This window comes from Hydrogenophaga sedimenti (assembly GCF_051857515.1).
In the GTDB taxonomy this organism is placed as follows: Bacteria; Pseudomonadota; Gammaproteobacteria; order Burkholderiales; family Burkholderiaceae_C; genus Hydrogenophaga.
This window is the reverse complement of record NZ_JBPZHA010000005.1, coordinates 49084-73458: the sequence shown is the minus strand read 5'-3', so window position 1 is coordinate 73458 and position 24375 is coordinate 49084. Positions and strand designations below refer to the sequence as shown.

Below are 24375 nucleotides of genomic sequence, written 5' to 3'. Positions count from 1 at the left end.
CGTTCCAACTTCCCTCGCGGACGGTCCTGAGCCAGCGCACTCCCCCGTGTTCACCATGCCTCTTGCGGGGGTGAGCAGACTGCGGCGGCCCGCCATGTTGCACAAGACCTTCGCCAGGCTTTCTTTCAGGTTCCACCGATGAATTCCTCGGATGCCAAGCGCGTCCTCGAGACGGCCCTGATCTGCGCGCCCCAGCCCCTGTCCGTGCGGGAACTCGGGGTGCTGTTCGATGGAGAGGTGTCGTCCGATACCCTCAAGATGCTGCTGGCCGACCTGCAGACCGAATGGACGGGGCGCGGCGTCGAGCTGGTGCCGGTGGCCACCGGCTGGCGGTTCCAGAGCCGGCCGGACATGCGGCCCTTCCTGGACCGGCTCCACCCCGAGAAGCCGCCCAAGTACACCCGCGCCGCGATGGAGACGCTGGCCATCATTGCCTACCGCCAGCCCGTCACCCGCGGTGACATGGAAGACATCCGGGGCGTGACCATCAACTCCCTGATCCTCAAGCAGCTGGAAGACCGGGGATGGATCGAGGTCATCGGCCACCGTGAAACGGTGGGGCGTCCCGCCCTGTTCGCGACCACGCGCCAGTTCCTGGACGACCTCGGCCTGTCGTCGCTCGACCAGTTGCCGCCGCTGGACAGCAGCGAGGTGCAGGAATCTGCGCTGGGCCGTCTGGACTTTGATGCACTGCCGGCCACCCCATCGGCCACCGCCGACGAAGAGGGTGGTTTGTTCCAGCTGCCGCCCGAAGAAACCGCTTCCGAATCCGCTTCTCCCGCCAACTCCCAGGACACACATGAAACCGGTGACGCCCCCCAGCCCGAATGACGCCGCTCCGGCGGCGGCACCGCCCGCCCACGGACCTGCCCCGCAGGATGCCGCTGCTCCGGATGACGCCCTGCGTTTTGACGATGTGGTCAGCGGCGCCTTCGATGCCGACCAGGAGCTTGAACAGCCGCTGCCGGGCAAGCGGGTGCTGCTGCCCGAGGCCGATTCGCCCAAGCTGCACAAGGTGCTGGCCCAGGCTGGACTGGGCTCCCGCCTGGAGATGGAGCAACTGATCCTCGAAGGGCGCATCTCCGTCAACGGCGAACCTGCCCACGTGGGGCAGCGCATCCAGTACGGCGACACGATCAAGGTCAACGGCAAGCCTGTGCGCGTGCGCATCGCGCCGCCACCGCCGCGGGTTCTGGCCTACCACAAGCCCGCGGGCGAGGTGGTTTCGCACGACGATCCGCAGAACCGGCCCACCGTGTTCCGCCGCCTGCCACGCCTGTTCCATGGCAAATGGCAGTCGGTCGGCCGGTTGGATCTGAACACCGAAGGCCTGCTGCTGCTCACCGACTCCGGCGAGCTGGCCAACCGCCTGATGCACCCGCGCTTTGGCCTGCAGCGCGAGTACGCGGTGCGGGTGCTGGGGGCGCTGTCCAACGAAGAGAAGCAGCGCCTGCTCGACGGGGTGCGGCTGGACGACGGCGAAGCGCGCTTCGACAGCATCGAGGACGGCGGCGGCGAGGGTGCCAACTGCTGGTACCGCGTCACCATCGGCGAAGGCCGCAACCGTGAGGTGCGCCGGATGTTCGAGGCGGTGGGTCATGCCGTGAGCCGGCTGATCCGCATCCGTTACGGCGCCATGATGCTGCCGCGCGGTCTCAAGCGTGGTGTGTGGCTGGAGCTGGACCAGGGTGACATCGATCGACTGACGGCGGCGGCCGGTGTGAAGCCGCGTGCCGAGCGCCCGTCCGGTCGTGCCGCCCCGGGGCGTGGCAGCAAACAGGGTCCGCAAGGTGGACGCAACTACGGCAATCCGGCCGGCAGCCGGGGCGAGGCACCGTCGGTGCGCCGTGGCAGCATGTTCGGTACGCCATCGACGAAGGGCAAGGGCGGTAAGGGATCGCCAGGCCAGGCGGGTGGCCAGCCCGATCCGTTGAAGACATCGCTCGGCTACATCGGCCAGGACGCCCTGCAGCGCCAGCGCGAACAAGGTGGTGGACGAGGAGGTCCCGGCGGTGGGCGCCGCGGCGGGGGTGGCGGTGGGCGAGGTCGCCCTGGAGGCCGGTGATCGAACCCGTTGCCCCGCGCGCTGCAAAGGTTTCACCCTGACCGAGGTAGAATCAGGGGCTTTGCCGCTCAGCGCAAAAACCGTCTTTCACTCGAAAATTCAAGGAACATCATGGCCATCGAACGCACCCTCTCCATCATCAAGCCCGACGCCGTCGCCAAGAACGTGATCGGTCAGATCTATGCCCGTTTTGAAGCTGCAGGCCTGAAGATCGTGGCCGCCAAGCTGGTGCACCTCTCCCGCGCCGAAGCCGAGCAGTTCTACGCGGTGCACAAGGCCCGTCCCTTCTTCAAGGACCTGGTGGACTTCATGATCTCCGGTCCGGTGATGATCCAGGCCCTGGAAGGCGAAGGCGCCATCGCCAAGAACCGCGACCTGATGGGCGCCACCGATCCCAAGAAGGCCGCCGCCGGCACCATCCGCGCCGACTTCGCCGACAGCATCGATGCCAACGCCGTGCACGGCTCCGACGCTCCCGAAACCGCCGCAGTGGAAGTTGCCTTCTTCTTCCCCGGCATGAACGTGTACTCGCGCTGATCCGCGCGAACGCCATGACATGACGGTCAACCTGCTCGACTTCGACCTCGAGGGCTTGACCGCCTATTGCGAACAGCTGGGCGAAAAGCGCTTCCGCGCCGTCCAGCTGTTTCGCTGGATCCATCAGAAGGGGGCTTCGCGCTTCGACGAGATGACCGATCTCGCCAAGAGCCTGCGCGAAAAACTGCCCTCGGTCTGCACCATCACCGGATTGCCGGTGCTCTCGCGCCAGGATTCGGCCGACGGCACCATCAAATGGCTGTTCGATGTGGGCGACGGCAACGCCGTCGAGACCGTGTTCATTCCAGAAGATGACCGGGGTACGCTGTGCGTGTCCTCGCAGGCTGGCTGCGCCGTCGGTTGCCGCTTCTGCTCCACCGGTCACCAGGGGTTCTCGCGCAATCTCACCACCGGTGAAATCCTGGCGCAGCTCTGGCATGCCGAACATTTCCTGCGCAAGCACCTGGGCACCACCGAGCGCGTGATCACCAACGTGGTGATGATGGGCATGGGCGAGCCGCTGCAGAACTACAGCGCTCTGGTGCCGGCGTTGCGCGCGATGCTGGACGACCACGGTTATGGCCTGTCGCGCCGGCGGCTCACCGTGTCCACTTCTGGGGTGGTGCCGATGATGGACCGTCTGGCCAAGGACTGCCCGGTCGCGCTGGCGGTGTCGCTGCACGCGCCCAACGACGCGCTGCGCGACGTGCTGGTGCCGATCAACCGCAAGTACCCGATCGCCGAGTTGCTCGATGCCTGCCAGCGCTATCTGCCCGCAGCCCCGCGCGACTTCATCACCTTCGAGTACTGCATGCTCGACGGGGTGAACGACCAGCCGGAGCACGCGCGCCAGTTGCTGGAGCTGGTGAAGCACCACGGCGGGCGAGGAGTGCCCTGCAAATTCAACCTGATACCCTTCAACCCGTTTCCGGATTCCGGCCTGCGCTGCTCGCCGCGTCCGGTGGTCCAGGCCTTCGGCAAGATCCTCAACGACGGCGGCGTGGTGACCACCATCCGCAAGACGCGGGGCGATGACATCGATGCCGCCTGCGGTCAACTGGCCGGAGACGTCCTGGACCGTACCCAGGCCGCCCGTCGACGGGCGGCCGCGCAGCCGATCCGATTTGTGCACCCAGCCAAGGAAAACCAGGCATGACAGATTCCCGCGTTTTTCGCCCGAGTGAATCCACCGCGCAGGTTGCACGCAACCGTGCGGGTGCCGGCATCTGGGCGCTGGATCTGTCTTCCCGGGTGGTCCGGGTGGTGATGGGGCTGCTCTTGCTGGGGGCTGTCGCTGCCTGCGCGAACAGCTCGGTGAACGCCAACACGGATCGCAATGGCGAACCGCTGACCGAGTCCGATGAACCCGAAGCGCGCAAGCGGGCCCGTTTGCGCATCGAACTGGCCTCGGGATATTTCGACCAGGGCCAGACCTCGGTCGCGCTGGACCAGATCAAGCAGGCACTGGTGGCCGATCCGAACTTTGGTCCGGCGTTTGTGCTGCGCGGACTGGTTTACATGCGCCTGAACGACAACGGGCTGGCCGAAGACAGCTTTCGCCGTGCCTTGCAGATCAATCCCCGCGATCCAGACGCGTTGCACAACTACGGCTGGTATGCCTGCCAGCTGGGCAGGCACGCAGAGGCGGTCGACCTGTTCAACCGGGCGCTCACCAGCCCGGTGTACGGTGGCCAGGCCAAGACGCTGATGGCCAAGGGCGTGTGCCAGACGCGCATGGGTCAACTGGCTGAGGCCGAGAGCAGTTTTGCCCGTTCCTACGAACTTGACGCGGCCAACCCGATCACTGGCTACAACCTTGCTGCGCTGCTGTATCGCCGTGGTGACCACAGCCGGGCACAGTTCTACATCCGGCGCCTGAACAACTCCGAACAGGCCAATGCCGAATCACTTTGGCTGGGTATCAAGATCGAACGGGTGCTGAAGAACACGCCGGCCGCCGATCAGCTGGCACAACAACTTCAACGCCGCTTCCCCCGCTCCAAGGAGTTGGCTGCTTATCAGCGAGGTGCCTTCAATGAGTGAGTCGCCCAGCCAGAACCCGGGTTTTGCGAGCCCGGTGCTGCTGCGCCAATCGCGTGAGGCTGCCGGATTGCATATTGCTGCCCTGGCGGCTGCCCTGAAGGTGCCGGTGCGAAAGCTCGAGGCGCTGGAAGCCGGCCGCTACGACGAATTGCCCGACCTCACCTTTGCCCGCGCGCTGGCCTCCAGTGCCTGCAGGCACCTGAAAGTCGACCCGGCCGCGGTGCTGGCGCAGATTCCGACCGGGCACACGCCCTCGCTGGACTCGCCGTCGGGTGCGCTCAACGCGCCCTTCCGTCCGGCCCAGATGGCTCCGTCGCTCGCTCCGCTGGACTGGCTGCGCCGGCCCGCCGTCATGGTGTCGCTGGCCCTGGTGACGGGGGCTGTCGGTCTCCTGTTCATGCCCGACTGGGACGACAGCGTGGCGTCGGTGAAGTCTGCGGTGGCCGGTTTCACGCCGTCCTCCGGCCCGGCCGAGGCCAAGGTGGAGCCGGTGATGCCGCCGGCTCCGGCACCCGAGCCGCCTGTGGTGTCCGCGCCCGCAGTGACGGCCGGCGATGTGCCCGCCAAGGTTGCTGCAACACCAGTTCCGGCAACGGCACCGCCTGCTGCGCCCGCTGCTCCGGTGGCCGAGACCGCGGCCAGTGCCGCGGTGCTCAACATCCGCGCCACGGCCGACGCCTGGATCGAGGTGGTTGACGGCACCGGCAAGACCCAGGTGCAGCGCATGCTGAAGTCCGGCGATGCGCTGGACTTCACCGTGGCCCCGCCGTATTCGGTGGTCGTGGGACGCGCCGACGCGGTGGCGGTCACCGTGCGTGGCCAGGCCTTCGATGTTTCGCCCTTTGCCCGCAACAGCGTGGCCCGATTCCAGGTGAAGTGACGATGCTCACAGCAACCCAGCCCGATCGCTCTGCGTCCGCCGATGCCGGCCCCCGGCCGGTCGCCCTGAGTGCGCCCCGTCTGCGTCACAGCCGCGCCGGCGTGGTGCGCTGGGGCTCTCACGAGGTGACCGTCGGCGGCGGTGCGCCGGTGCGCGTGCAGTCGATGACCAACACCGACACCGCCGACGCCATCGGCACGGCGATCCAGGTCAAGGAACTGGCGCTGGCCGGCTCCGAGCTGGTCCGCATCACGGTCAACAACGATGAGGCCGCACAGGCCGTGCCGCACATCCGCGAGCAGCTGGACCGCATGGGCGTCCATGTGCCACTGATTGGCGACTTCCACTACAACGGCCACCGGCTGCTGACCGATCATCCGGCCTGCGCCGAGGCGCTGTCCAAGTACCGCATCAACCCCGGCAACGTCGGTCGAGGCGACAAGGGCGACCGGCAGTTTGCCCAGATGGTCGAGATCGCCGCCCGCTACGACAAGGCGGTCCGGATCGGCGTCAACTGGGGCAGTCTGGACCAGGATCTGCTGGCCCGGCTGATGGACCAGAACGCGCAGCGTGCCGAGCCCTGGGATGCCCGGCAGGTGATGTACGAAGCGCTGATCACTTCGGCCCTCGATTCCGCGCAGCGTGCCGAAGAGATCGGCCTGAACCGCAACAACATCATGCTGTCCTGCAAGGTCAGTGGTGTGCAGGACCTGATCGCGGTGTACGAGGAGCTGGCCCGTCGCACCGACCATGTGCTGCACCTGGGACTGACCGAAGCCGGCATGGGGGCCAAAGGTACGGTGGCTTCGGCCGCAGCGCTGTCGGTGCTGCTGCAGCAAGGCATTGGCGACACCATCCGCGTCTCGCTCACGCCGCAGCCCGGCGAAGCCCGGACGCAGGAAGTCTTGATCGCGTCCGAGATCCTGCAGTCGCTGGGTCTGCGGGCCTTCGTGCCCAGCGTCACCGCCTGCCCCGGCTGTGGCCGCACCACCAGCACCACCTTCCAGGAGCTGGCCAAGCAGATCGACGACTTCCTTCGGGCTTCCATGCCGGTGTGGCGAGCGCGCTACCCCGGCGTCGAGAACATGAAGGTCGCGGTCATGGGCTGCATCGTCAATGGCCCCGGCGAGAGCAAACACGCCGACCTCGGCATCAGCCTGCCGGGCACCGGTGAGGCACCGGCCGCGCCGGTGTTCATCGACGGCGAAAAGGCGCTGACGTTGCGTGGCGAGGGCATTGCTGCCGAATTCCAGCAGATCGTCGAAAACTACGTCCAGAAGCGGTACGGCACACCCGCCTGAACCGCGCACCGGCGGCCACGGCCGCCGTTTTTTTCCGAAGCAGATCCATGGCAGAGAAACTGAGCGCCGTCAAAGGCATGAACGACATTGCTCCTCCGGTGTCCGCACACTGGGAGTGGCTGGAGGACACACTGCGCTCGCTGATGCGCCGCTATGGTTACCGCAACGTGCGCACGCCCATCGTCGAGCCGACCGCGCTGTTCATTCGCGGCCTGGGCGAGGTGACCGACATCGTCGAGAAGGAGATGTATTCCTTCGAGGACCGGCTCAACGGCGAACAGCTGACCCTGCGCCCTGAGAACACGGCCGGTGTGGTGCGGGCGGCGGTCGAGCACTCGATGCTCTACGACGGCGGCAAGCGGCTGTATTACATGGGACCGATGTTTCGCCACGAGCGTCCGCAGCGTGGCCGTTACCGCCAGTTCCACCAGTTCGGTGCCGAGGCGCTGGGCTTCGCCGGTCCGGACGTGGATGTCGAGTTGATCGTGCTGGCCTGCGACCTGTGGGCCGAGCTGGGGCTGGCAGGGATCGAACTGGAGATCAACAGCCTGGGGCAGCCGGCCGAACGGCTGGCGCACCGCCAGGCGCTGATCACCTATCTCGAAGGCCATGCCGACCGTCTGGACGAGGACGCCAAACGCCGCCTCCACAGCAACCCGTTGCGTATCCTGGATACGAAGAATCCGGCCATGCAGGACCTGGTCAACGGTGCGCCGCGCCTGATGGACTACCTGGGTGAGGCCTCGCTGGACCATTTCAACCGCCTGCGCGGCCTGCTGGATGCGCAGGGCATTGCCTACCGCATCAACCCGCGCCTGGTGCGCGGCATGGACTACTACAACCTGTCGGTGTTCGAGTTCGTGACCACCCAGCTCGGCTCTCAGGGCACGGTCTGCGCTGGCGGCCGCTACGACGGCCTGTTCGAGCAGATCGGTGGCAAGCCGGCGCCGGCCGTGGGCTGGGCACTGGGCATGGAGCGCATTCTTGAACTGCTCAAGGAGCAGGGCAGGTTGCCCGAACCGGTCGCACCCGACGCCTACGCCGTGATTCCGGACGCCGCCGCGCTGGCGGTGGCGATGCCGCTGCTGCGCCAGTTGCGCGCGGCCGGGGTGTCGGTCGCGATGCATGCCGGTGGCGCCGAGGGCATGGGCAGCATGAAGTCGCAGTTCAAGAAGGCCGACGGCAGTGGCGCGCGCTACGCGCTGGTGTTCGGTGCACAGGAGCTGGAGCAGGGCATGGTCGCGGTCAAGGCCTTGCGGGGTGACCGTGACGGCGAAGCTGCACAGACCCTGCAGCCGCTCGCTGGCGTTCAGGCCTGGGCGCCCGGCCTCAGGGGCTGAGGGTTCCTCGGGGACCTGCGCCTACAATCATTGACCTTTTTCCAACGCGGACACCATGGCGAATTTCGACCTCGAAGAACAGGAACAGATCGACCAGCTCAAGCATTTCTGGGCTCGGTACGGCAACCTCATCACCTGGGCGCTGATCGTGGTGCTGGGTGGCTTTGCGGCCTGGAACGGCTGGAACTGGTGGCAACGCAGCCAGTCGGTGAAGGCCGCGGCCCTGTACGACGAAATCGATCGCGCTGCGCGGGCCCGCGACGCGGCCAAGATCGAACAGGCGCTGTCGGACATGAAGAGCCAGTTCGGTCGCACGACTTTCGCTGCCCAAGGGGGACTGCTGGCGGCACAGAGCCTGTTTGAAGCCGGCAAGGGCGACGCAGCCAAGGCCGCGCTGACCTGGGTGGCCGACAGTGCCTCCGACGATTCGTACCAGGCGGTGGCCCGCCTGCGGCTGGCGGCGGTGCACCTGGAAGCCAAGGCCTATGACGAGGCGCTCAAGGTGTTGCAGGCACCGGTGCCCGAGAGTTTTGTGTCGCTCGTGGCAGACCGCCGTGGCGACGTGTTCATGGCCCAGGGCAAGACCGAAGAAGCCAAGGCCGAATACAAGAAGGCCTGGGACGCCATGGGGGCCCGCACCGAGTACCGCCAGCTGGTGCAGGTGAAGCTGGCGTCGCTGGGGGTGGAGGTCACGACGGCCAAGGCAGGAGCCGCGCAGTGAGCGCCCGCCGCACTCTGGCCCGCAAGGCCTTCTCGCTGGCGGCCCTGGTCTCGCTGATGGTGCTTGGCGCCTGTTCTTCGGGGCCGGCCAGGGTCAAGCCCGCGGAGCTGCCGCCGCCGGCCAACAAGATGTCGGCCCAGGTGATCTGGTCGACCCAGGTCGGCGCCTCGGCGTCGGCGCTGGCGCCGTTCTCCTTCCAGGGGCGGCTGTACCTGGCGGGAGGCGCCGGCACGGTGGCCGTGGTCGACGCCATCAGCGGCAAGGATGTCTGGCGCCTCAATCTCGGCACGGCTCTGGCCACCGGCCCAGGATCCGACGGACAGGTCACGGCGGTGGTGACGCAGTCGCACCAGCTGGTCGCGATCAGCGACGGCCGTGAGGTCTGGCGTGCGCAGTTGCCGTCGGCTTCTTACACCGCGCCTCTGGTGGCTGGTCGGCGCGTGTTCGTGCTGACCGCCGACCGCAGCGTGCTGGCTTTCGATGGCCAGACCGGTGCCCGCCTGTGGACGCAGTCGCGTCCCGGTGAGCCGCTGGTGCTGCGCCAACAGGGTGTGCTGCTCGCAGTGGGTGACACGCTGGTTGCCGGTCTCTCCGGCCGGCTGGTCGGGCTCAGTCCGGCCAATGGCGCTCCCCGCTGGGATGTCCAGGTGGCCAATTCCCGTGGCACCAACGAGGTCGAGCGCCTGGTCGATCTCGTCGGGCCGGTCAGCCGCGTCGGCAACTCCGTGTGCGCCCGCGCCTACAACTCTTCCGTTGCCTGCGTCGATGCCGACGCGGGGCGTGTGGTCTGGAACAAGCCCGCGCAGGGCGTGGTGGGTGTCCATGGGGATGCTCAGCTGGTGCTGGGTGCCGAAGCCGATGGCCGCATCGTGGCCTGGCGCCGTGCCAATGGCGACAAGGCCTGGGAGCTGGATCGCCTGAAATACCGCGAGTTGTCTGCACCCCTGTCGCTGGAGCGGCTGATGGTGGTCGGTGACGACAGCGGGCAGGTGCATCTGCTGTCGACCACCGATGGCAGCGAACTGACCCGCCTGCCGACCGATGGCTCCGCCGTGATGGCCGCGCCTGTGCTGTCGGGCCCCGCGCTGGTGGTGCAGACGCGCAATGGCGGTGTGTTCGCCTGGCGTCCCCAGCCTTAACTGTTTTGTCGCCCGCCGGGCGGCCTGATCGAAAGTCTCTGTCGTGAAACCCGTGATCGCCCTGGTGGGGCGGCCCAATGTGGGCAAGTCCACCCTGTTCAACCGGTTGACCGGCACCCGCGACGCCATCGTGGCCGATTTCGCGGGCCTCACGCGCGACCGGCACTATGGCAATGGTCATCTGGGCAGGCGCGAGTACATCGTCATCGACACCGGGGGATTCGAACCCGACGCGACCGAAGGCATCTACCGGGAAATGGCCAAGCAGACGCGGCAGGCCGTGGCCGAGTCCGACGTGGTGCTGTTCGTGGTCGACGCGCGCGCGGGCCTGAGCGCGCAGGACCACGAAATCGCCCAGTACCTGCGCCGCCTGGGCAAGCCGACCATCCTGGTGGCCAACAAGGCCGAAGGCATGAAGGAAGGCGCGCAGCTGGTCGAGTTCTTCGAGCTGGGTCTGGGCGAGGTGCTGCCGGTCTCGAGCGCCCACGGCCAGGGCGTGCGCAGCATGCTGGAAATGGCGCTGGACGCCATTCCCGGTTTCTCGGAAGAAGACGCCGAAGAAGGAGAGGCGGCCAACGACGTGATCAAGCTGGCGGTGGCCGGTCGTCCGAACGTCGGCAAGTCGACCCTGATCAATGTCTGGCTGGGCGAGGAGCGCCTGGTGGCATTCGATCTGCCGGGCACGACGCGCGACGCGATCTCGGTGCCATTCGAGCGCGACGGCAAGAAGTTCGAGCTGATCGACACCGCCGGTCTGCGCCGCAAAGGCAAGGTGTTCGAGGCGATCGAGAAGTTCTCGGTCGTCAAGACTCTGCAGGCCATCGAAAGTGCCCACGTCGTGCTGCTGCTGCTGGACGCCACGCAAGGCGTGACCGACCAGGACGCACACATCGCGGGCTATGCCCTGGAAAGTGGCCGGGCGGTGGTGCTGGCGATCAACAAGTGGGATGCGGTCGATGCCTACCAGCGCGAGCAGGTCGAGCGCCAGATCGAAACCCGGCTGGCCTTTCTCAAGTTTGCCTCCCTGCACCTGATCTCGGCGCGCAAGCGCCAGGGACTGGGGCCGGTCTGGAAGTCGATCATTCAGGCGCACGCTTCCGCCATGCGGAAAATGCCGACACCGCAACTCACCCGCCTGCTGCAGGAAGCGGTGGCATTCCAATCGCCGCAGAAGGTCGGCATGTTCCGGCCCAAGATGCGTTACGCCCACCAGGGTGGCATGAATCCGCCGGTCATCGTGGTCCACGGCAACTCGCTGGAACACGTGCCCGATGCCTACAAGCGATTCCTGGAAGGTCGCTTCCGCAAGGCCTTCAACCTGGTCGGCACGCCGCTGCGCATCGAGTTCAAGACCTCGGCCAACCCCTTCAAGGACTAGGTCTGAGTCCGGGCATTCCTGCGCCAGCCGCCGGTGTGGTATGGTGCGCCCCCTATCCACTCTTTTTTTGAACACGGAGCATATCGTGAGCAATAACAAAGGCCAGCTCTTGCAAGATCCTTTCCTCAACCAGTTGCGCCGGGAACATGTTCCGGTTTCCATTTACCTGGTCAACGGGATCAAGCTTCAGGGTCAGATCGAATCCTTTGACCAGTATGTCGTGCTGCTGCGCAACACCGTGACCCAGATGGTGTACAAGCACGCGATTTCCACCATCGTTCCGGGCCGTCCGGTGCAGTTCTCTGCCGTCGGCGCGGACGAGCCGTCCGGCTCTTGACCCCCTCCGACGCGGCCGCTCCGACGCTGCCGTCGGTTGTTCTTGTCGGGGTGGACTTCGGTCTGCCCCATTTCGACCACGAACTCGAAGAGCTCGGTCTGCTCGCCAAGACCGCGGGCTTTGCTGTGGCCGATCGGGTCACCTGCAAGCGCAAGGCTCCCGACCCGGCACTGTTTGTCGGTTCCGGCAAGGCCGATGAAATCAAGATGCTGGCCCAGGCCAGCGGCGCCAGCGAGGTGCTGTTCGACCAGTCCCTGAGCCCGGCCCAGCAGCGCAATCTCGAACGGACACTGGGCTTGCCGGTCAATGACCGCACCCTGCTCATCCTCCAGATCTTTGCGCAGCGCGCGCGCAGCCACGAGGGCAAGCTGCAGGTCGAGCTGGCCCGCCTGCAGTACCTGAGCACCCGGCTGGTCCGTCGCTGGACCCACCTGGAACGCCAGAGCGGCGGCATCGGCATGCGTGGTGGTCCGGGTGAAACCCAGATCGAACTGGACCGGCGCATGATCGCCGACGCCATCAAGCGCACCAAGGACCGGCTGGAGAAGGTCAAGAAACAGCGCGCGACCCAGCGTCGCCAGCGCGAACGGCGCGATGCCTTCACGATTTCCCTGGTCGGCTACACCAACGCCGGCAAATCCTCGCTGTTCAATGCGCTGGTCAAGGCTCGTGCCTACGCTGCCGACCAGCTGTTCGCCACCCTGGACACGACGACCCGACAGCTGTATCTGGGAGAGGCCGGGCGTTCCGTGTCGCTGTCGGACACGGTGGGTTTCATCCGAGACCTGCCGCACGGACTGGTCGATGCCTTTGCTGCCACGTTGCAGGAGGCGGCCGACGCCGATCTGCTGCTGCATGTGGTTGATGCCTCCAATCCGGCACACCTGGAACAGATCACATCGGTGCAGGGCGTCCTGCAAGAAATCGGTGCCGATCAGGTGCCGCAGGTGCTGGTGTTCAACAAACTCGATGCCATGGACGTGGCCAGTGCCCCCAGAGCACTGGAAGATCTGATGGAACTCGACGGGGTGAGCGTGCCTCGTATCTTCGTGAGTGCCCTGACCGGCGAAGGGGTGCCGGAGTTGCGTGCGCGCCTGGCGGCGATCGTGCTGGAGCGCACCGGCCCCCGGGATCCGCAGGATGGTGAAATGGCAGAGTCCGCGTCAGACGATGGGCAGCCCTGATTGGGCACAATGTGGCTTTGACCCGTAAAACGAGCTTTCAATCCATGGATGTGAATATGGAAACCCCTTCCGGCGGCACTGGCACCGGCGTTCGACCGGGCTGGCGCTCCCGTCTGCTGGGCGTGTTCAACCTGAATGATCCGCGTTGGGGCAGGGGAGATGATTCCACGCGCAACGACAGCGATCCGAAGTCCGGTGACGCCGACGACGCGCGCCAGCGCGGTCAGCGCCCCCAGGGGCCGAACCAGGGACCGCCGGATCTGGACGAGCTCTGGCGCGACTTCAACCGCAAGCTGGGCGGGCTGCTGGGTGGCAACAAAGGGGGGGGCAGCGGCTCCGGCGGCAACGGAGGTGGCTCGCCGGGATTCAACCCGAGTCCCAAGTCGGCCGGCATCGGGGCCGGTCTGATCGCGCTGGTGGCGCTGCTGATCTGGTCGGGGACTGGCTTCTTCATCGTGGAAGAAGGGCAGCAGGCCGTGATCACGCGATTTGGCAAGTTCAGTGGTACTGCGGGAGCCGGTTTCGGCTGGCGTCTGCCGTATCCGATTGAACGCCATGAAACGGTTGCCGTGACGCAGCTGCGTTCGGTTGACGTCGGGCGTGATGCCATCGTGCCCGCCACCGGATTACGCGAATCGTCCATGCTCACCGCCGACGCGAACATCGTCGACATCAAGCTGGTGGTCCAGTTCCGCCTGAGCGATGCACGGGCTTACCTTTTCGAGAGCCGAGATCCCGAGGCAGCGGTCATCAAGGCGGCGGAGACTGCGGTGCGAGAAGTGGTGGGCAAGATGAAGATGGACGCAGCCCTGGTGGAGGAGCGTGACCAGATTGCGCCGCGTGTGCGGACCTTGATGCAGACCATTCTCGACCGGTACAAGGTCGGTGTGGTGATCGATGGCGTGAACCTGACCCATGTGCGCCCACCCGAGCAGGTGCAGGCAGCGTTCGACGACGTGCTCAAGGCCAGTCAGGAGCGTGACCGCGCGAAGAATGAAGCGCAGGCCTATGCCAACGACGTGGTGCCACGTGCACGAGGCGCCGCGTCGCGCCTGGCAGCGGAGGCAGAGGGGTATCGCGCAAGGATCGTTGGACAGGCGGAGGGTGATGCCCAGCGTTTCCGCGCCGTGTTCGCCGAGTACCAGAAGGCCCCGCAGGTCACGCGGGATCGCATGTACCTGGACGCCATGTCCGAGATCTATTCCAACGTCACCAAGGTGATGGTCGACACGAAGGCGGGTTCGAATCTGCTGTACCTGCCGCTGGACAAACTGATGCAGCAGGTGTCGCAGACTCCAGCCGCTCCGGCCACAACTGCTGCACCGACAGCACCGGTGACCAGCACGCCGGTCACGCCGCCACCCACGGCGCAAAACAACAACGCCCGCTCGCGTGAGCGCGAAAGCCGCTGAGTCCGGAGAGCCCGATGAACAAACTTGGATTCATTGTCACGACCATCCTGGTCGCCCTGGCCCTACTCAGTTCCACCTTTTTCGTGGTGGATCAGCGCCAGTTCGGTGTGGTGTTTCAGCTTGGCGAAATCAAGAAGGTCGTGACCGAGCCCGGCTTAGACTGGAAGATTCCGCTGGTGCAGAAAGTGTCCTACATCGACAAGCGCCTGCTCACGCTGGAAAGCAGCGACACCGAACCGACGCTGACAGCGGAAAAGCAGCGCGTGGTGATCGACTGGTATGTGCGCTGGCGCATCAGCCAGCCGCAGCAGTACATCCGCAACGTCGGCCTGAACGAAAGTGCCGGTGCTCTGCAGCTCAACCGTGTGGTGCGCAACTCCTTCCAGCAGGAAGTGAACAAGCGAACGCTCAACGAGCTGCTGACCAACCGCCGCGAAGAGCTGATGGAAGATGTCAAGCGCGAGGTGCTGCGCGCGGTCGCTGGCGCGGACAAGCCCTGGGGCATGGATGTGGTGGACGTTCGCATCACGCGCGTCGATTACGCCGAAAGCGTCACCGGTGAGGTGTACCGGCGCATGGAGGCCGAACGCAAGCGGGTGGCCAACGAGCTGCGTTCGACCGGTTTTGCCGAAGGCGAAAAGATCCGTGCCGATGCCGAGCGCCAGCGCGAAGTGATCCTGGCCGACGCCTACAAGCTGGCGCAGACGGTCAAGGGCGAAGGCGATGCCAAGGCGGCATCGCTTTACGGCGAAGCCTTCGGGAAAGACCCGTCGTTCGCGCAGTTCTACCGCAGCCTGCAGGCCTACAAGGCCAGCTTTGCCGGCAAGTCGGACGTGATGGTGCTGGACCCCTCGTCGGAGTTCTTCAAGGCCATGCGCGGCAACGCCGCGAAGTGACGCCTCGCGCGGCTGACGGAATGGACGCTTCGTTCGCCGACCTGTTCTGGCCGGCGCTCGCTCTGGTGCTGGTGTTCGAAGGGCTGATGCCCTTCGTGGCCCCGGGCGTCTGGCGGCGCATGTTCACCGAAATGCTCAAGCTGCAGGACGGACAGATCCGTTTCTTCGGGCTGATCTGTCTGGGCGCCGGGGCCTTGCTCTGGTGGTTGGTGAGCTGAGCGTCGCTTCCCGTCCGGGCAGGGGCTGCGCACCCGGTAAAATCGCGTTTTTAACAGCCCCCTCAAATGCCCATGTCTGCCTGGGTCCTTCCGGATCACATTGCCGATGTCCTGCCTTCCGCGGCTCGCCACATCGAAGAACTTCGCAGGGGATTGCTGGACACCGCCCGTGGCTATGGCTACGAGCTGGTGATGCCGCCGATGGTCGAGCATCTGGAGTCGCTGCTGACCGGCACCGGCGAAGCGCTGGACCTGATGACCTTCAAGCTGGTCGATCAACTGTCGGGTCGCAGCCTCGGTCTGCGTGCCGACAGCACACCGCAGGTCGCCCGCATCGATGCCCACCTGCTCAACCGCCAGGGTGTGGCGCGCCTGAGCTATTGCGGGCCGGTGGTGCACACCCGGGTCGACCGTCCGCTGTCCAGCCGCGAACCGCTGCAGTTCGGCGCTGAGATCTATGGGCATGCCGGCCTGGAGGCCGATCTCGAAGTGGTCGAGCTGGCCCGCGCCTGCCTGCGTCATGCGGGCGTGCAACGCCTGCAGCTGGATCTGGCCGATGTGCGCGTGATCGATGCCGTGCTGGCACCCGTGCAGTTGCCGGCCGACACCGTGCGTGCCATTCATGCCGCGCTGGCGGGCAAGGACGTCCCAGGCCTGTCGGAGCTGGCCCGTGCGCTGCCGGAGGGTGTGCGCCGCGACCTGACCGCTTTGCCCGGCCTGTTCGGCGATGTCTCGGTGATCGCCCGCGCACGCAGGGAACTGACCCCGTCGCCCATGCTGAATGCGGCGCTGGACGATCTGCAGTGGCTGGCTGACCACGCGACGACGGCCGACATGGCGGTGACCATCGATCTGGCCGACCTGCGCGGCTATGCCTACTACACCGGCATGCGTTTCGCCGTGTTTGCCCAGGACCCGCAGGGTGCGGCCATGGAACTGGCGCGCGGCGGTCGTTACGACGAAGTCGGTGCGGTGTTCGGGCGCAAGCGCCCGGCCGTGGGCTTCAGCCTCGACCTCAAGGAGCTGGTGTCTGCGGTCGCTCCGCGGCCGCTGGTGGCGGCGATCCGCTCGCCCTGGGGCATGGAGGCTGGCCTGCGTGAGGCTGTCGCCGCCCTGCGTGCCCAGGGCCATACCGTGGTCTGTGTCCTGCCGGGGCATGAACACGAAGTCAATGAGTTCCACTGCGACCGCGAACTGGTGCCCGATGCGGCCCGCGCGGGCGCCTGGACAGTGAAATCCCTTTAACCGGAATCTAGCAATGAGCAAGAACAGCAGCGCCGCAGCCGCGGGGCGCAATGTGGTGGTCGTGGGCACGCAATGGGGCGACGAAGGCAAAGGCAAGCTGGTCGACTGGCTGACCGAGTCCGCCCAGGGCGTGGTGCGTTTCCAGGGCGGTCACAACGCCGGTCACACCCTCGTGATCAACGGCGTGAAGACCGCGCTGCACCTGATCCCCAGCGGCATCATGCGCCCGGGCGTGAAGTGCTACATCGGCAACGGTGTGGTGCTGTCGGTCGGCAAGCTGTTCGAAGAGATCGGCGGGCTGGAGAAGGCGGGGGTTGAAGTGCGTTCGCGCTTGCGCGTGAGCGAAGGCTGCCCGCTGATCCTGCCGTTCCACGCAGCCATCGACATCGCGCGCGAAGCCGCCAAGGTCAAGGCCGGCACCGAGAAGATCGGCACCACCGGCCGCGGCATCGGCCCGGCCTACGAAGACAAGATCGCCCGCCGCGCCCTGCGCGTGATGGACCTGAAGTATCCCGAGCGTTTTGCCACCAAGCTGCGCGAGCTGCTGGCGCTGCACAACCACGTGCTCAAGACCTGGCTGCATTCGGCCGACCTGGCCTGGGACGAAAAGATCGCGGCCTACATGAAGGACGGCGAGATCCAGTTTGATGCCGTGTACAACGAGGCGATGGCGCAAGCCGAGTTGATCAAGCCCATGATCGCGGACGTGTCGCGCGAGCTGAACGACGCCCACCGGGCCGGTGCCAACCTGCTGTTCGAAGGCGCGCAGGGCACGCTGCTGGACATCGACCATGGCACCTATCCCTTCGTGACGTCGAGCAACTGCGTGGCCGGCAACGCGGCCGCGGGTTCGGGCGTTGGCCCCAACCTGCTGCACTACGTGCTGGGCATCACCAAGGCCTACTGCACCCGCGTCGGCGGCGGACCGTTCCCGACCGAGCTGGAGTGGGAAAAGGAAGGCACGCCGGGTTACCACATGAGCACGGTGGGTGCCGAGAAGGGTGTGACCACCGGCCGTTCGCGCCGCTGCGGCTGGTTCGACGCCGCGCTGCTCAAGCGCTCGGCCCAGGTCAACGGCCTCACCGGCCTGTGCATCACCAAGCTGGATGTGCTCGACGGTCTGTCCGAGCTCAAGCTGTGTACCGGCTACGAACTCGACGGTGAAACCATCGACATCCTGCCCGCCGGTGCGGACGAGATCTCGCGTTGCAAGCCGATCTACGAAACCCTGCCCGGCTGGACCGAAAGCTCGGTCGGCAAGACGCGCTACGAAGACCTGCCGGTCAACGCCCAGCGTTACCTGGACCGCATCCAGGCAACCACCGGCGTGCCGATCCACGTGGTCTCGACCAGCCCGGACCGCGACCACACCATCCTGATTCACCACCCGTACCAGGCCTGATGTCCCGACACCAGGCTTTGATGCAGAATCAAAATCACCCATCCCACCCGGAGCGCACATGCTGACCGAAGACGGCAAACACCTCTACGTGTCCTACGACGAGTACCACAACCTCATCGAGAAGCTCGCGCTCAAGGTGTACCAGTCGGGCTGGCAGTTCGACACCATCCTGTGTCTGGCGCGCGGCGGCATGCGTCCGGGCGACATCCTCTCGCGCATCTTCGATGTGCCTCTGGCCATCATGTCGACCAGCTCTTACCGCGCCGCTGCCGGCACGCAACAGGGCAACCTGGACATCGCCCGCTACATCACCACCCCCAAGGGCGAGATCGCCGGCAAGGTGCTGCTGGTGGACGACCTGGCCGACTCCGGTCACACGCTCAACGCGGTGATCGGCATGCTCAAGAACAACTACGCCCCGATCACCGAGCTGCGCAGCGCGGTGATCTGGACCAAGCAGCTCTCGACCTTCACGCCCGACTACTCGGTGGAATACCTGCCGACGAACCCCTGGATCCACCAGCCGTTCGAGAGCTACGACAGCATGCGGCCGGCGCAGCTCCTCGAAAAGTGGAAGCTCTGATTCGATGTCAGACCTTTCCACCCGACTGATCCACCATCCCTACCGCCCTCCCGAGGGCTTTGACGCCGTTGCGCCCGGCGTGCACAAGGCGTCGACCGTCCTGTTCAAGGACGTGCATGCCCTGCGCACGCAGGAGTGGGCCGACAAGAGCGGCTACACCTATGGTCTGCACGGCACGCCGACCACCTTCATCCTCGAAGAGAAGATCGCGACCGTTGAAGGCGGCCAGTATTGCGTGCTGGCGCCCAGTGGCCTGTCGGCCATGACCCTGGTCGACATGAGTTTCCTGCGGCAGGGTGACGAGGTGCTGCTGCCCGACAACGCCTATGGCCCGGGCAAGTCGTTTGCCGCCGTCGAACTGGCGCAGTGGGGCATCACCCACCGCTACTACGACCCGCTCGATCCGGCCGATCTGGCTGCGTGCATCTCGCCGGCCACGCGGCTGGTGTGGATCGAGGCACCCGGCTCAATCACGCTGGAGTTTCCCGACATTCCCGCGCTGGTGGCCGTGATCCGCGCGGCCAGCGAAGGCCGGGCGCCCGAGCGCCGCATCCTGAGTGCGCTGGACAACACCTGGGGCGCGGGCATCGCGTTTCCGGCTTTCGAACTCGGCGTCGACATCTCGATGCAGGCCCTGACCAAGTACCCCAGTGGTGGCGCCGACGTGCTCATGGGCTCGGTGGTGACGCGCGAACACGCGCTGCACCACGCGCTGCTGATGTGCCACATGCGCCTGGGCCTGGGTGTGAGCGGCAACGACACCGAACTGGTGCTGCGCGGCCTGACTTCGATGGCCTTGCGCTACGAAGCGCAGGACCGGAGCACCCGCGAACTGGCCCTCTGGATGCAGGGACAAGGCGGCGTGGTGCAGGTGCTGCATCCGGCCTTGCCAGGGTCACCCGGCCACGCCCACTGGCAGCGCGACGCGAAGGCCGCGGCCTGCCTGTTCAGCGTGGTGTTTGATGAGCGTTTTTCGCGGTCGCAGATCGACGCATTCTGCGACCACCTGAAGCTGTTCCGCCCCGGCTGGAGCTGGGCCGGTCCGATCAGCCTGTGCGCACCCTACAACGTGTCGTCCATCCGCAGCCGCCCCTGGCCCCACAAAGGCGGTCTGGTGCGGTTTGCCATCGGCCTGGAAAGCGTCGAAGATCTCCGTGCCGACCTCGCGCAGGGCCTCGCGGCGCTGAACGCCTGAACCCTCTGCCCACCCACCAACCCAACGAAAGCAAGCCTTGGCCACTCCCAATTACGGATACGAAAAACGCCAGCGCGAACTGGCCAAGAAGCAGAAGAAGGAAGAGAAGCTTCGGGCCAAGGCAGGACGCAAGACGCCTGGAGATGGCTCCCCGGACGACCAGGCCCCTGGACAAGAGGCCGAACCCGGTGAAAGCGTGCCGGGTGACCAGCCTTCCAATGCCTGAGCCTGGGCCCGGGCCCTCCTGCAGGCCGCAGACATGCACCGCAGCCACTGCCGGAATGGATGCCGCCTGAGGGCCCCGACGGCATTGCCGTTGTTGCGGTATGCGGACAGGTGCGACCGCATTTCATCCTTTTGATGGATATCCAAAAAGTAACAAGACTGCACAGAGGAATTACTACTTGTTACTATGGTGGGGAACCGATGGCTGTTTCGACATGACGGTCTTCTGACCGCCGGAAGCAGGCGCAACCGCGCAGAGCCCATCCGATCTTCTTCGGAGTCCACCATGCTTCAACGTTTGACGGTTGGTCTGACTTCCCTTCTGGTTGCGCTGGTCCTGACCGGCTGCGGAGGCTCCCAGGGCAGTGCCTCCCCAGCGTCGGAAGAAGGTGGGATGGAGCGGTTGCGGACCTCGCAACTGCTGGCCAAGTCGGCGGAGATCAACGCCGAGGAACTGGCCAGGGCACAGTCGTCGGCGCAGGCCGGAGCCAGCCTTCCGCAGGTCGTGACCAAGGCCGCCGCCCGATCCCCGGTCTACCGCTTCTACAACTCGCAGACCGGCGCGCACTTCTACACCATCGATGCCGCCGAACGCAGCCGGGTGCAAAACACCTTGCCGATGTTCCAGTACGAAGGAGAGGCGTTCTTCGTCAGCGCTGTCCCCGACACCGGCCTCTCTCCGGTCTACCGGTTCTACAACACGCAGACCGGCGTGCACTTCTATTCCATCAGTGCCGAAGAGAAGGCGTACATCGAGTCGAACCTGCCGCAGTTCCACTATGAAGGGATCGGCTACTACGCGAGCAAGACGGCATTGCCGGGCACGGTGCCTCTGTACCGGTTCTACGTCTCCACCGCCGGATTCCACTTCTATTCCGCCAGCGAGGTGGAGAAAGACCGCATCCGCGCGAACCTGCCGCACTACCTGTTCGAGAACGTGGGCTATTTCGTTTTTGGCTCCGCTGTGCAGTCGTTTTCCGTGGGCGGCACGCTCAGCGGGCTGGCCGGCGGGCAGTCGGTTGTGTTGCAGCTCAACGGCGGGAGCGGCCTGACGCTCTCCGCCGACGGGTCTTTCACCTTCTCCGGCCGCGTCGACAGGGACGCGACATACACGGTGAGCGTGGGCACCCAGCCCGTGGGGCAGACCTGCACGGTGACCAATGGCAGCGGCACCGTGACGGCCACGGTGTCGAGCGTTTCCGTGACCTGCTCGGTGGCGACCTACAGCGTGGGCGGCAGCGTCAGCGGGCTTGATGCGGGCAAGACAGTCCTGCTGCAGAACAACGGGGGAGGGGACCTGCTGCTGCCCGGCAACGGGGCGTTTGCGTTTGTTGCGCCTTCGGCCCACGGTAGCTCTTACAACGTGACCGTCGGGACCCAGCCGGTGGGACAGACCTGCGTGGTCGGCAACGGCAGCGGCACGACCACGGCGAACGTCGGCAATATCGCGGTGAACTGCACGACCAACACCTACGCGGTGGGTGGCAGCATCGCCGGCCTCGGTTCGGGCCGGAGCGTGGTGCTGCAGATCAACGGCGGCGGGGATCTGACCCGCAGCGCCAACGGCGCCTTCGGCTTCGCGGCCATGCTGACCCATGGCGGTACCTACCTGGTGTCGGTCCGGACCCAGCCGGTGGGGCAGACCTGCGTGGTTGCCAATGGCACGGGAACCCTGTCGGGAACCGTGTCCAACGTGTCGGTCACCTGCAGCGACAACTCCTACACGGTCGGTGGCACCTTGTCCGGTCTGGCGGCGGGCCGCGAAGTGGTGCTCCAGTTGAACGGGGCCAATGACCTGACCCGGACCGGCGATGGCGCATTCAGCTTCACCGGCACCGTCACCTACGGCGGCACCTACAGCGTGACGGTCCGGACGCAGCCGGCGGGACAGACCTGCAGCGTCGGCAACGGCAGCGGAACCGCCACCGGGGACATCGGCAACGTGTCGGTGAGTTGCTCGACCAACAGCTATTCCGTGGGGGGCAGCGTCTCTGGCCTGGGCTCGGGCAAGACGGTGGTGCTGCAGAACAACGCCACCGACGACCTGACGCGCACCGGCAACGGCAGCTTCGCGTTCGGCTCCGCGATTCCCTACGGCTCGACCTATGCCGTCAGTGTGAGGACACAACCGGTGGAGCAGACCTGCGCGGTGACCAACGGACTCGGGACCGTCGGTGGAACCGTGAGCAATGTGGCTGTCGACTGCGTCGACCATGCCACGGTCGGTGGTGCGGTCAGCGGCCTGATCGCGGGCAATCCGGTGGTGCTGACGCTCAATGGCGGGGGCGATCTGACCGTCACCGGCAACGGTGGGTTCACCTTCGTGAGCAAGACGCCATTGGGCGAAACCTATGTGGTCGGTGTGCGGACGCAGCCGCGGGGACAGACTTGCAGCCTGAGCAATGCGACCGGCACGGCCAATGCGGCGGTGAGCAACGTCGGCCTGACCTGCGTGAACAATGCGCCGACGGATCTGCTGATTTCCGAGGTGGGCGGATGCCCCGCTGACAACTACTCCGGCTGCTGGCTGGAGGTCTTCAATCCGACCGCCGCCGCGATCAATCTCTCGGGCTACCGGTTGCGCTTCGGCGCCACGGTGATCAATCAGTTTGACCTGCCCAGCGCCACCGTGGCTCCGGGGCAGTACCGGTTGTTGGCTGCCACAGACGGCTATGTGCCCGTCACGGCGTTGAACCCCGTGGTGGTCCTGAACACCGCTGGCCCCGCGCCCGTCTGGGGAGGCTGGAGCGGCGACGGACTGGTCGAGCTGGTGTCGGTCGGTTCGGGCCAGACGGTGGATGCCCTCCGGTTTGGCAACCCCGCGGTGGCGCCCAACCCGGTCACTTCATCGCATTGGGTCGGCGCTCCTGTCACGACCACCTTCACCGGCGGCGTCAGTGACCAAGCCAGGGCACTGGCTCGCCCGGTGGCGACAATGGGTGCCCAGGACACACAGAGCGCCCTGGACTGGGTGGCCGTGGACTACGCAACGCCGGGTGGCCCCAACGATGTGGCGCCCGGTGCAACCGATGGTGACAACGACGGCTTGCCGGACGCCAACGAACAGCCAGGAAGTACCTACAACGGTCTGGACCTCTACTCGATGGGCGCGCGCGCGGGTCAGCGTGACATCTTCATCGAGGTCGACCACATGTCCAGCGCCAAGGCGGGTGTGATCCCGATCCAGGCTTCCCTGCAGATGGTGAAGAACGCGTTTGCCCTGCGCGGCATCGCCGTCCACATTGACGTTGGCGACCTGTTTGCCGCGAGCTTCGATCCTGCGCAGTTCAATCTCGGGCAAGACAGCTCGGTGGTGCCTTATGAGCCCTGTCTCGGTTTCCTGCCCACCGAGTGCACTGGAAATACCCTCAACTACCGGACGGTTTACCAGTGGAAATGGCAGCACTTCGACCCCCGTCGAAGGGCCATCTTCCACTACGCGCTGTTCGGCGATGCACCGCCCACCGCATCCTGGGGCCGGGCCGAGCTGTTGGGCAACGATTTCGTTCTGACCATGGGCGACGTTTCCGCGGCGTCTCAATGGCTGACCAACGAGCAGGCTGCAACCTTCATGCACGAGCTGGGTCACAACCTCGGACTTCGCCACGGCGGCAACGAAGACAAGAACTACAAGCCCAATTACCTCAGCGTGATGAATTACCTGAAAGACGGCGTCAGTCCGGGCAACACCTTCTGGCCGTTCAGGGAATGGCAGGAGGCCTTTGGTTCGGTGCGCTGCTCACAGGGGAGCACGCACCCCCAATGCAGCGCCGACCCTGTTCCCTTCGTGATCGACTACTCCGACGGCAGCAGCCTTCCACTGAACGAAGCGGCACTCTATGAAAGTGCCAATGTGGGTCGGGGTGCATTGCCGGGTGTCTACGCCGACTGGGACGAAGATGGTTCCCTGGGCGCCTCCGCGGTGTCGCGCGATCTCAATGGCGATGGCGTGGTGGGCTTCCTTGGCGACTACAACGACTGGGCTGCGCTGACCCTGCCGTTTGCACGGTACACCGCCGGTGGTCTGTTGCAGAAGTCGGCCAGCATGAGTGCCGCGCGCAGGGCGGCGAAGGTGCCCGAGAGCGGTGCAACGGTGCCGAAGCCACTTCTCGGAGATCGAGGTCCGACGGTGATGGTGTGCGACGGAGGCGATGAGCGGGGTGCGCGAATCCTCAAGTCCTTGCGAGCCTGGTCGGCGGCCAAGGCGGGCGTCAAGGGGCGCACGAGGTAAGAAAGAACAGCCATGCTGTTCCGGTCACCGTGTTTCTCCCTCT

22 protein-coding genes are annotated in these 24375 nt (G+C 65.8%); all 22 read left to right on the top strand.

Annotated elements, in window-relative coordinates; all coding sequences use genetic code 11:
- The first annotated feature begins 138 nt into the window (after positions 1–138).
- The 22 genes from scpB (at position 139) to ACS5NL_RS09675 (ending at position 24332) form a co-directional block, all read left to right on the top strand.
- The gene (scpB, locus tag ACS5NL_RS09780) at positions 139–831 is read left to right on the top strand and encodes an SMC-Scp complex subunit ScpB (protein ID WP_439353549.1); all 693 of its coding nucleotides are present in this window, start codon (positions 139–141) and stop codon (positions 829–831) included.
- Positions 800–2065 (top strand): pseudouridine synthase, encoded by a 1266-nt coding sequence (locus ACS5NL_RS09775; RefSeq protein ID WP_439353548.1) that lies wholly within the window; start codon positions 800–802, stop codon positions 2063–2065. The genes scpB and ACS5NL_RS09775 overlap by 32 nt, the downstream gene beginning before the upstream one ends.
- Before the next feature lie 111 nt (positions 2066–2176).
- Positions 2177–2602 (top strand): nucleoside-diphosphate kinase, encoded by a 426-nt coding sequence (ndk, locus tag ACS5NL_RS09770; RefSeq protein WP_411364293.1) that lies wholly within the window; start codon positions 2177–2179, stop codon positions 2600–2602.
- A gap of 19 nt (positions 2603–2621) precedes the next feature.
- The gene (rlmN, locus tag ACS5NL_RS09765; protein ID WP_439353547.1) at positions 2622–3758 is read left to right on the top strand and encodes a dual-specificity RNA methyltransferase RlmN; all 1137 of its coding nucleotides are present in this window, start codon (positions 2622–2624) and stop codon (positions 3756–3758) included.
- Positions 3755–4645: a type IV pilus biogenesis/stability protein PilW gene (pilW, locus tag ACS5NL_RS09760; RefSeq protein WP_439353546.1), complete on the top strand. Its 891-nt coding sequence runs from the start codon at positions 3755–3757 to the stop codon at positions 4643–4645. The genes rlmN and pilW overlap by 4 nt, the downstream gene beginning before the upstream one ends.
- On the top strand, positions 4638–5525 hold the full coding sequence (locus ACS5NL_RS09755; RefSeq protein ID WP_439353545.1) for a RodZ domain-containing protein: 888 nt from the start codon (positions 4638–4640) through the stop codon (positions 5523–5525). Before pilW ends, ACS5NL_RS09755 begins: the two co-directional genes overlap by 8 nt.
- A 2-nt stretch (positions 5526–5527) precedes the next feature.
- Positions 5528–6826, top strand: coding sequence for a flavodoxin-dependent (E)-4-hydroxy-3-methylbut-2-enyl-diphosphate synthase (ispG, locus tag ACS5NL_RS09750; protein WP_439353544.1), 1299 nt, complete (start codon positions 5528–5530; stop codon positions 6824–6826).
- Positions 6827–6873: 47 nt separating this feature from the next.
- The gene (gene hisS, locus ACS5NL_RS09745; RefSeq protein ID WP_439353543.1) at positions 6874–8166 is read left to right on the top strand and encodes a histidine--tRNA ligase; all 1293 of its coding nucleotides are present in this window, start codon (positions 6874–6876) and stop codon (positions 8164–8166) included.
- Between the two features lie 55 nt (positions 8167–8221).
- Positions 8222–8887 carry a YfgM family protein gene (locus ACS5NL_RS09740; RefSeq protein ID WP_439353542.1) on the top strand — a complete coding sequence of 222 codons (666 nt, stop codon included), beginning with the start codon at positions 8222–8224 and terminating at the stop codon, positions 8885–8887.
- Positions 8884–10026, top strand: a complete 1143-nt coding sequence (gene bamB / locus ACS5NL_RS09735; protein WP_439353541.1) for an outer membrane protein assembly factor BamB — start codon at positions 8884–8886, stop codon at positions 10024–10026. The genes ACS5NL_RS09740 and bamB overlap by 4 nt, the downstream gene beginning before the upstream one ends.
- Before the next feature lie 43 nt (positions 10027–10069).
- Positions 10070–11404, top strand: coding sequence for a ribosome biogenesis GTPase Der (der, locus tag ACS5NL_RS09730; protein WP_439353540.1), 1335 nt, complete (start codon positions 10070–10072; stop codon positions 11402–11404).
- Positions 11405–11444: 40 nt separating this feature from the next.
- Entirely contained in the window at positions 11445–11741 is a 297-nt protein-coding gene (gene hfq, locus ACS5NL_RS09725; RefSeq protein WP_439353539.1) for an RNA chaperone Hfq, read from the top strand.
- Entirely contained in the window at positions 11738–12925 is a 1188-nt protein-coding gene (hflX, locus tag ACS5NL_RS09720; RefSeq protein WP_439353538.1) for a GTPase HflX, read from the top strand. The genes hfq and hflX overlap by 4 nt, the downstream gene beginning before the upstream one ends.
- A 56-nt stretch (positions 12926–12981) precedes the next feature.
- The gene (gene hflK, locus ACS5NL_RS09715) at positions 12982–14337 is read left to right on the top strand and encodes an FtsH protease activity modulator HflK (RefSeq protein WP_439353861.1); all 1356 of its coding nucleotides are present in this window, start codon (positions 12982–12984) and stop codon (positions 14335–14337) included.
- A 14-nt stretch (positions 14338–14351) separates the two neighbouring features.
- Entirely contained in the window at positions 14352–15233 is an 882-nt protein-coding gene (gene hflC / locus ACS5NL_RS09710; protein ID WP_439353537.1) for a protease modulator HflC, read from the top strand.
- A 20-nt stretch (positions 15234–15253) separates the two neighbouring features.
- A complete protein-coding gene (locus tag ACS5NL_RS09705) occupies positions 15254–15451 on the top strand; it encodes a DUF2065 domain-containing protein (RefSeq protein WP_439353536.1) in 198 nt (65 codons plus the stop codon).
- 72 nt (positions 15452–15523) lie between these two features.
- Positions 15524–16696: an ATP phosphoribosyltransferase regulatory subunit gene (locus ACS5NL_RS09700; RefSeq protein ID WP_439353535.1), complete on the top strand. Its 1173-nt coding sequence runs from the start codon at positions 15524–15526 to the stop codon at positions 16694–16696.
- 13 nt (positions 16697–16709) lie between these two features.
- Positions 16710–18098, top strand: coding sequence for an adenylosuccinate synthase (locus tag ACS5NL_RS09695; RefSeq protein ID WP_439353534.1), 1389 nt, complete (start codon positions 16710–16712; stop codon positions 18096–18098).
- Between the two features lie 58 nt (positions 18099–18156).
- A complete protein-coding gene (locus ACS5NL_RS09690; RefSeq protein ID WP_439353533.1) occupies positions 18157–18681 on the top strand; it encodes a phosphoribosyltransferase in 525 nt (174 codons plus the stop codon).
- A 4-nt stretch (positions 18682–18685) separates the two neighbouring features.
- Complete coding sequence (locus ACS5NL_RS09685) at positions 18686–19876, top strand: PLP-dependent transferase (protein ID WP_439353532.1); 1191 nt, start codon at positions 18686–18688, stop codon at positions 19874–19876.
- A 37-nt stretch (positions 19877–19913) separates the two neighbouring features.
- The gene (locus tag ACS5NL_RS09680) at positions 19914–20102 is read left to right on the top strand and encodes a hypothetical protein (protein ID WP_439353531.1); all 189 of its coding nucleotides are present in this window, start codon (positions 19914–19916) and stop codon (positions 20100–20102) included.
- Positions 20103–20387: 285 nt separating this feature from the next.
- Positions 20388–24332 (top strand): hypothetical protein, encoded by a 3945-nt coding sequence (locus ACS5NL_RS09675; protein ID WP_439353530.1) that lies wholly within the window; start codon positions 20388–20390, stop codon positions 24330–24332.
- Positions 24333–24375 lie beyond the last annotated feature (43 nt).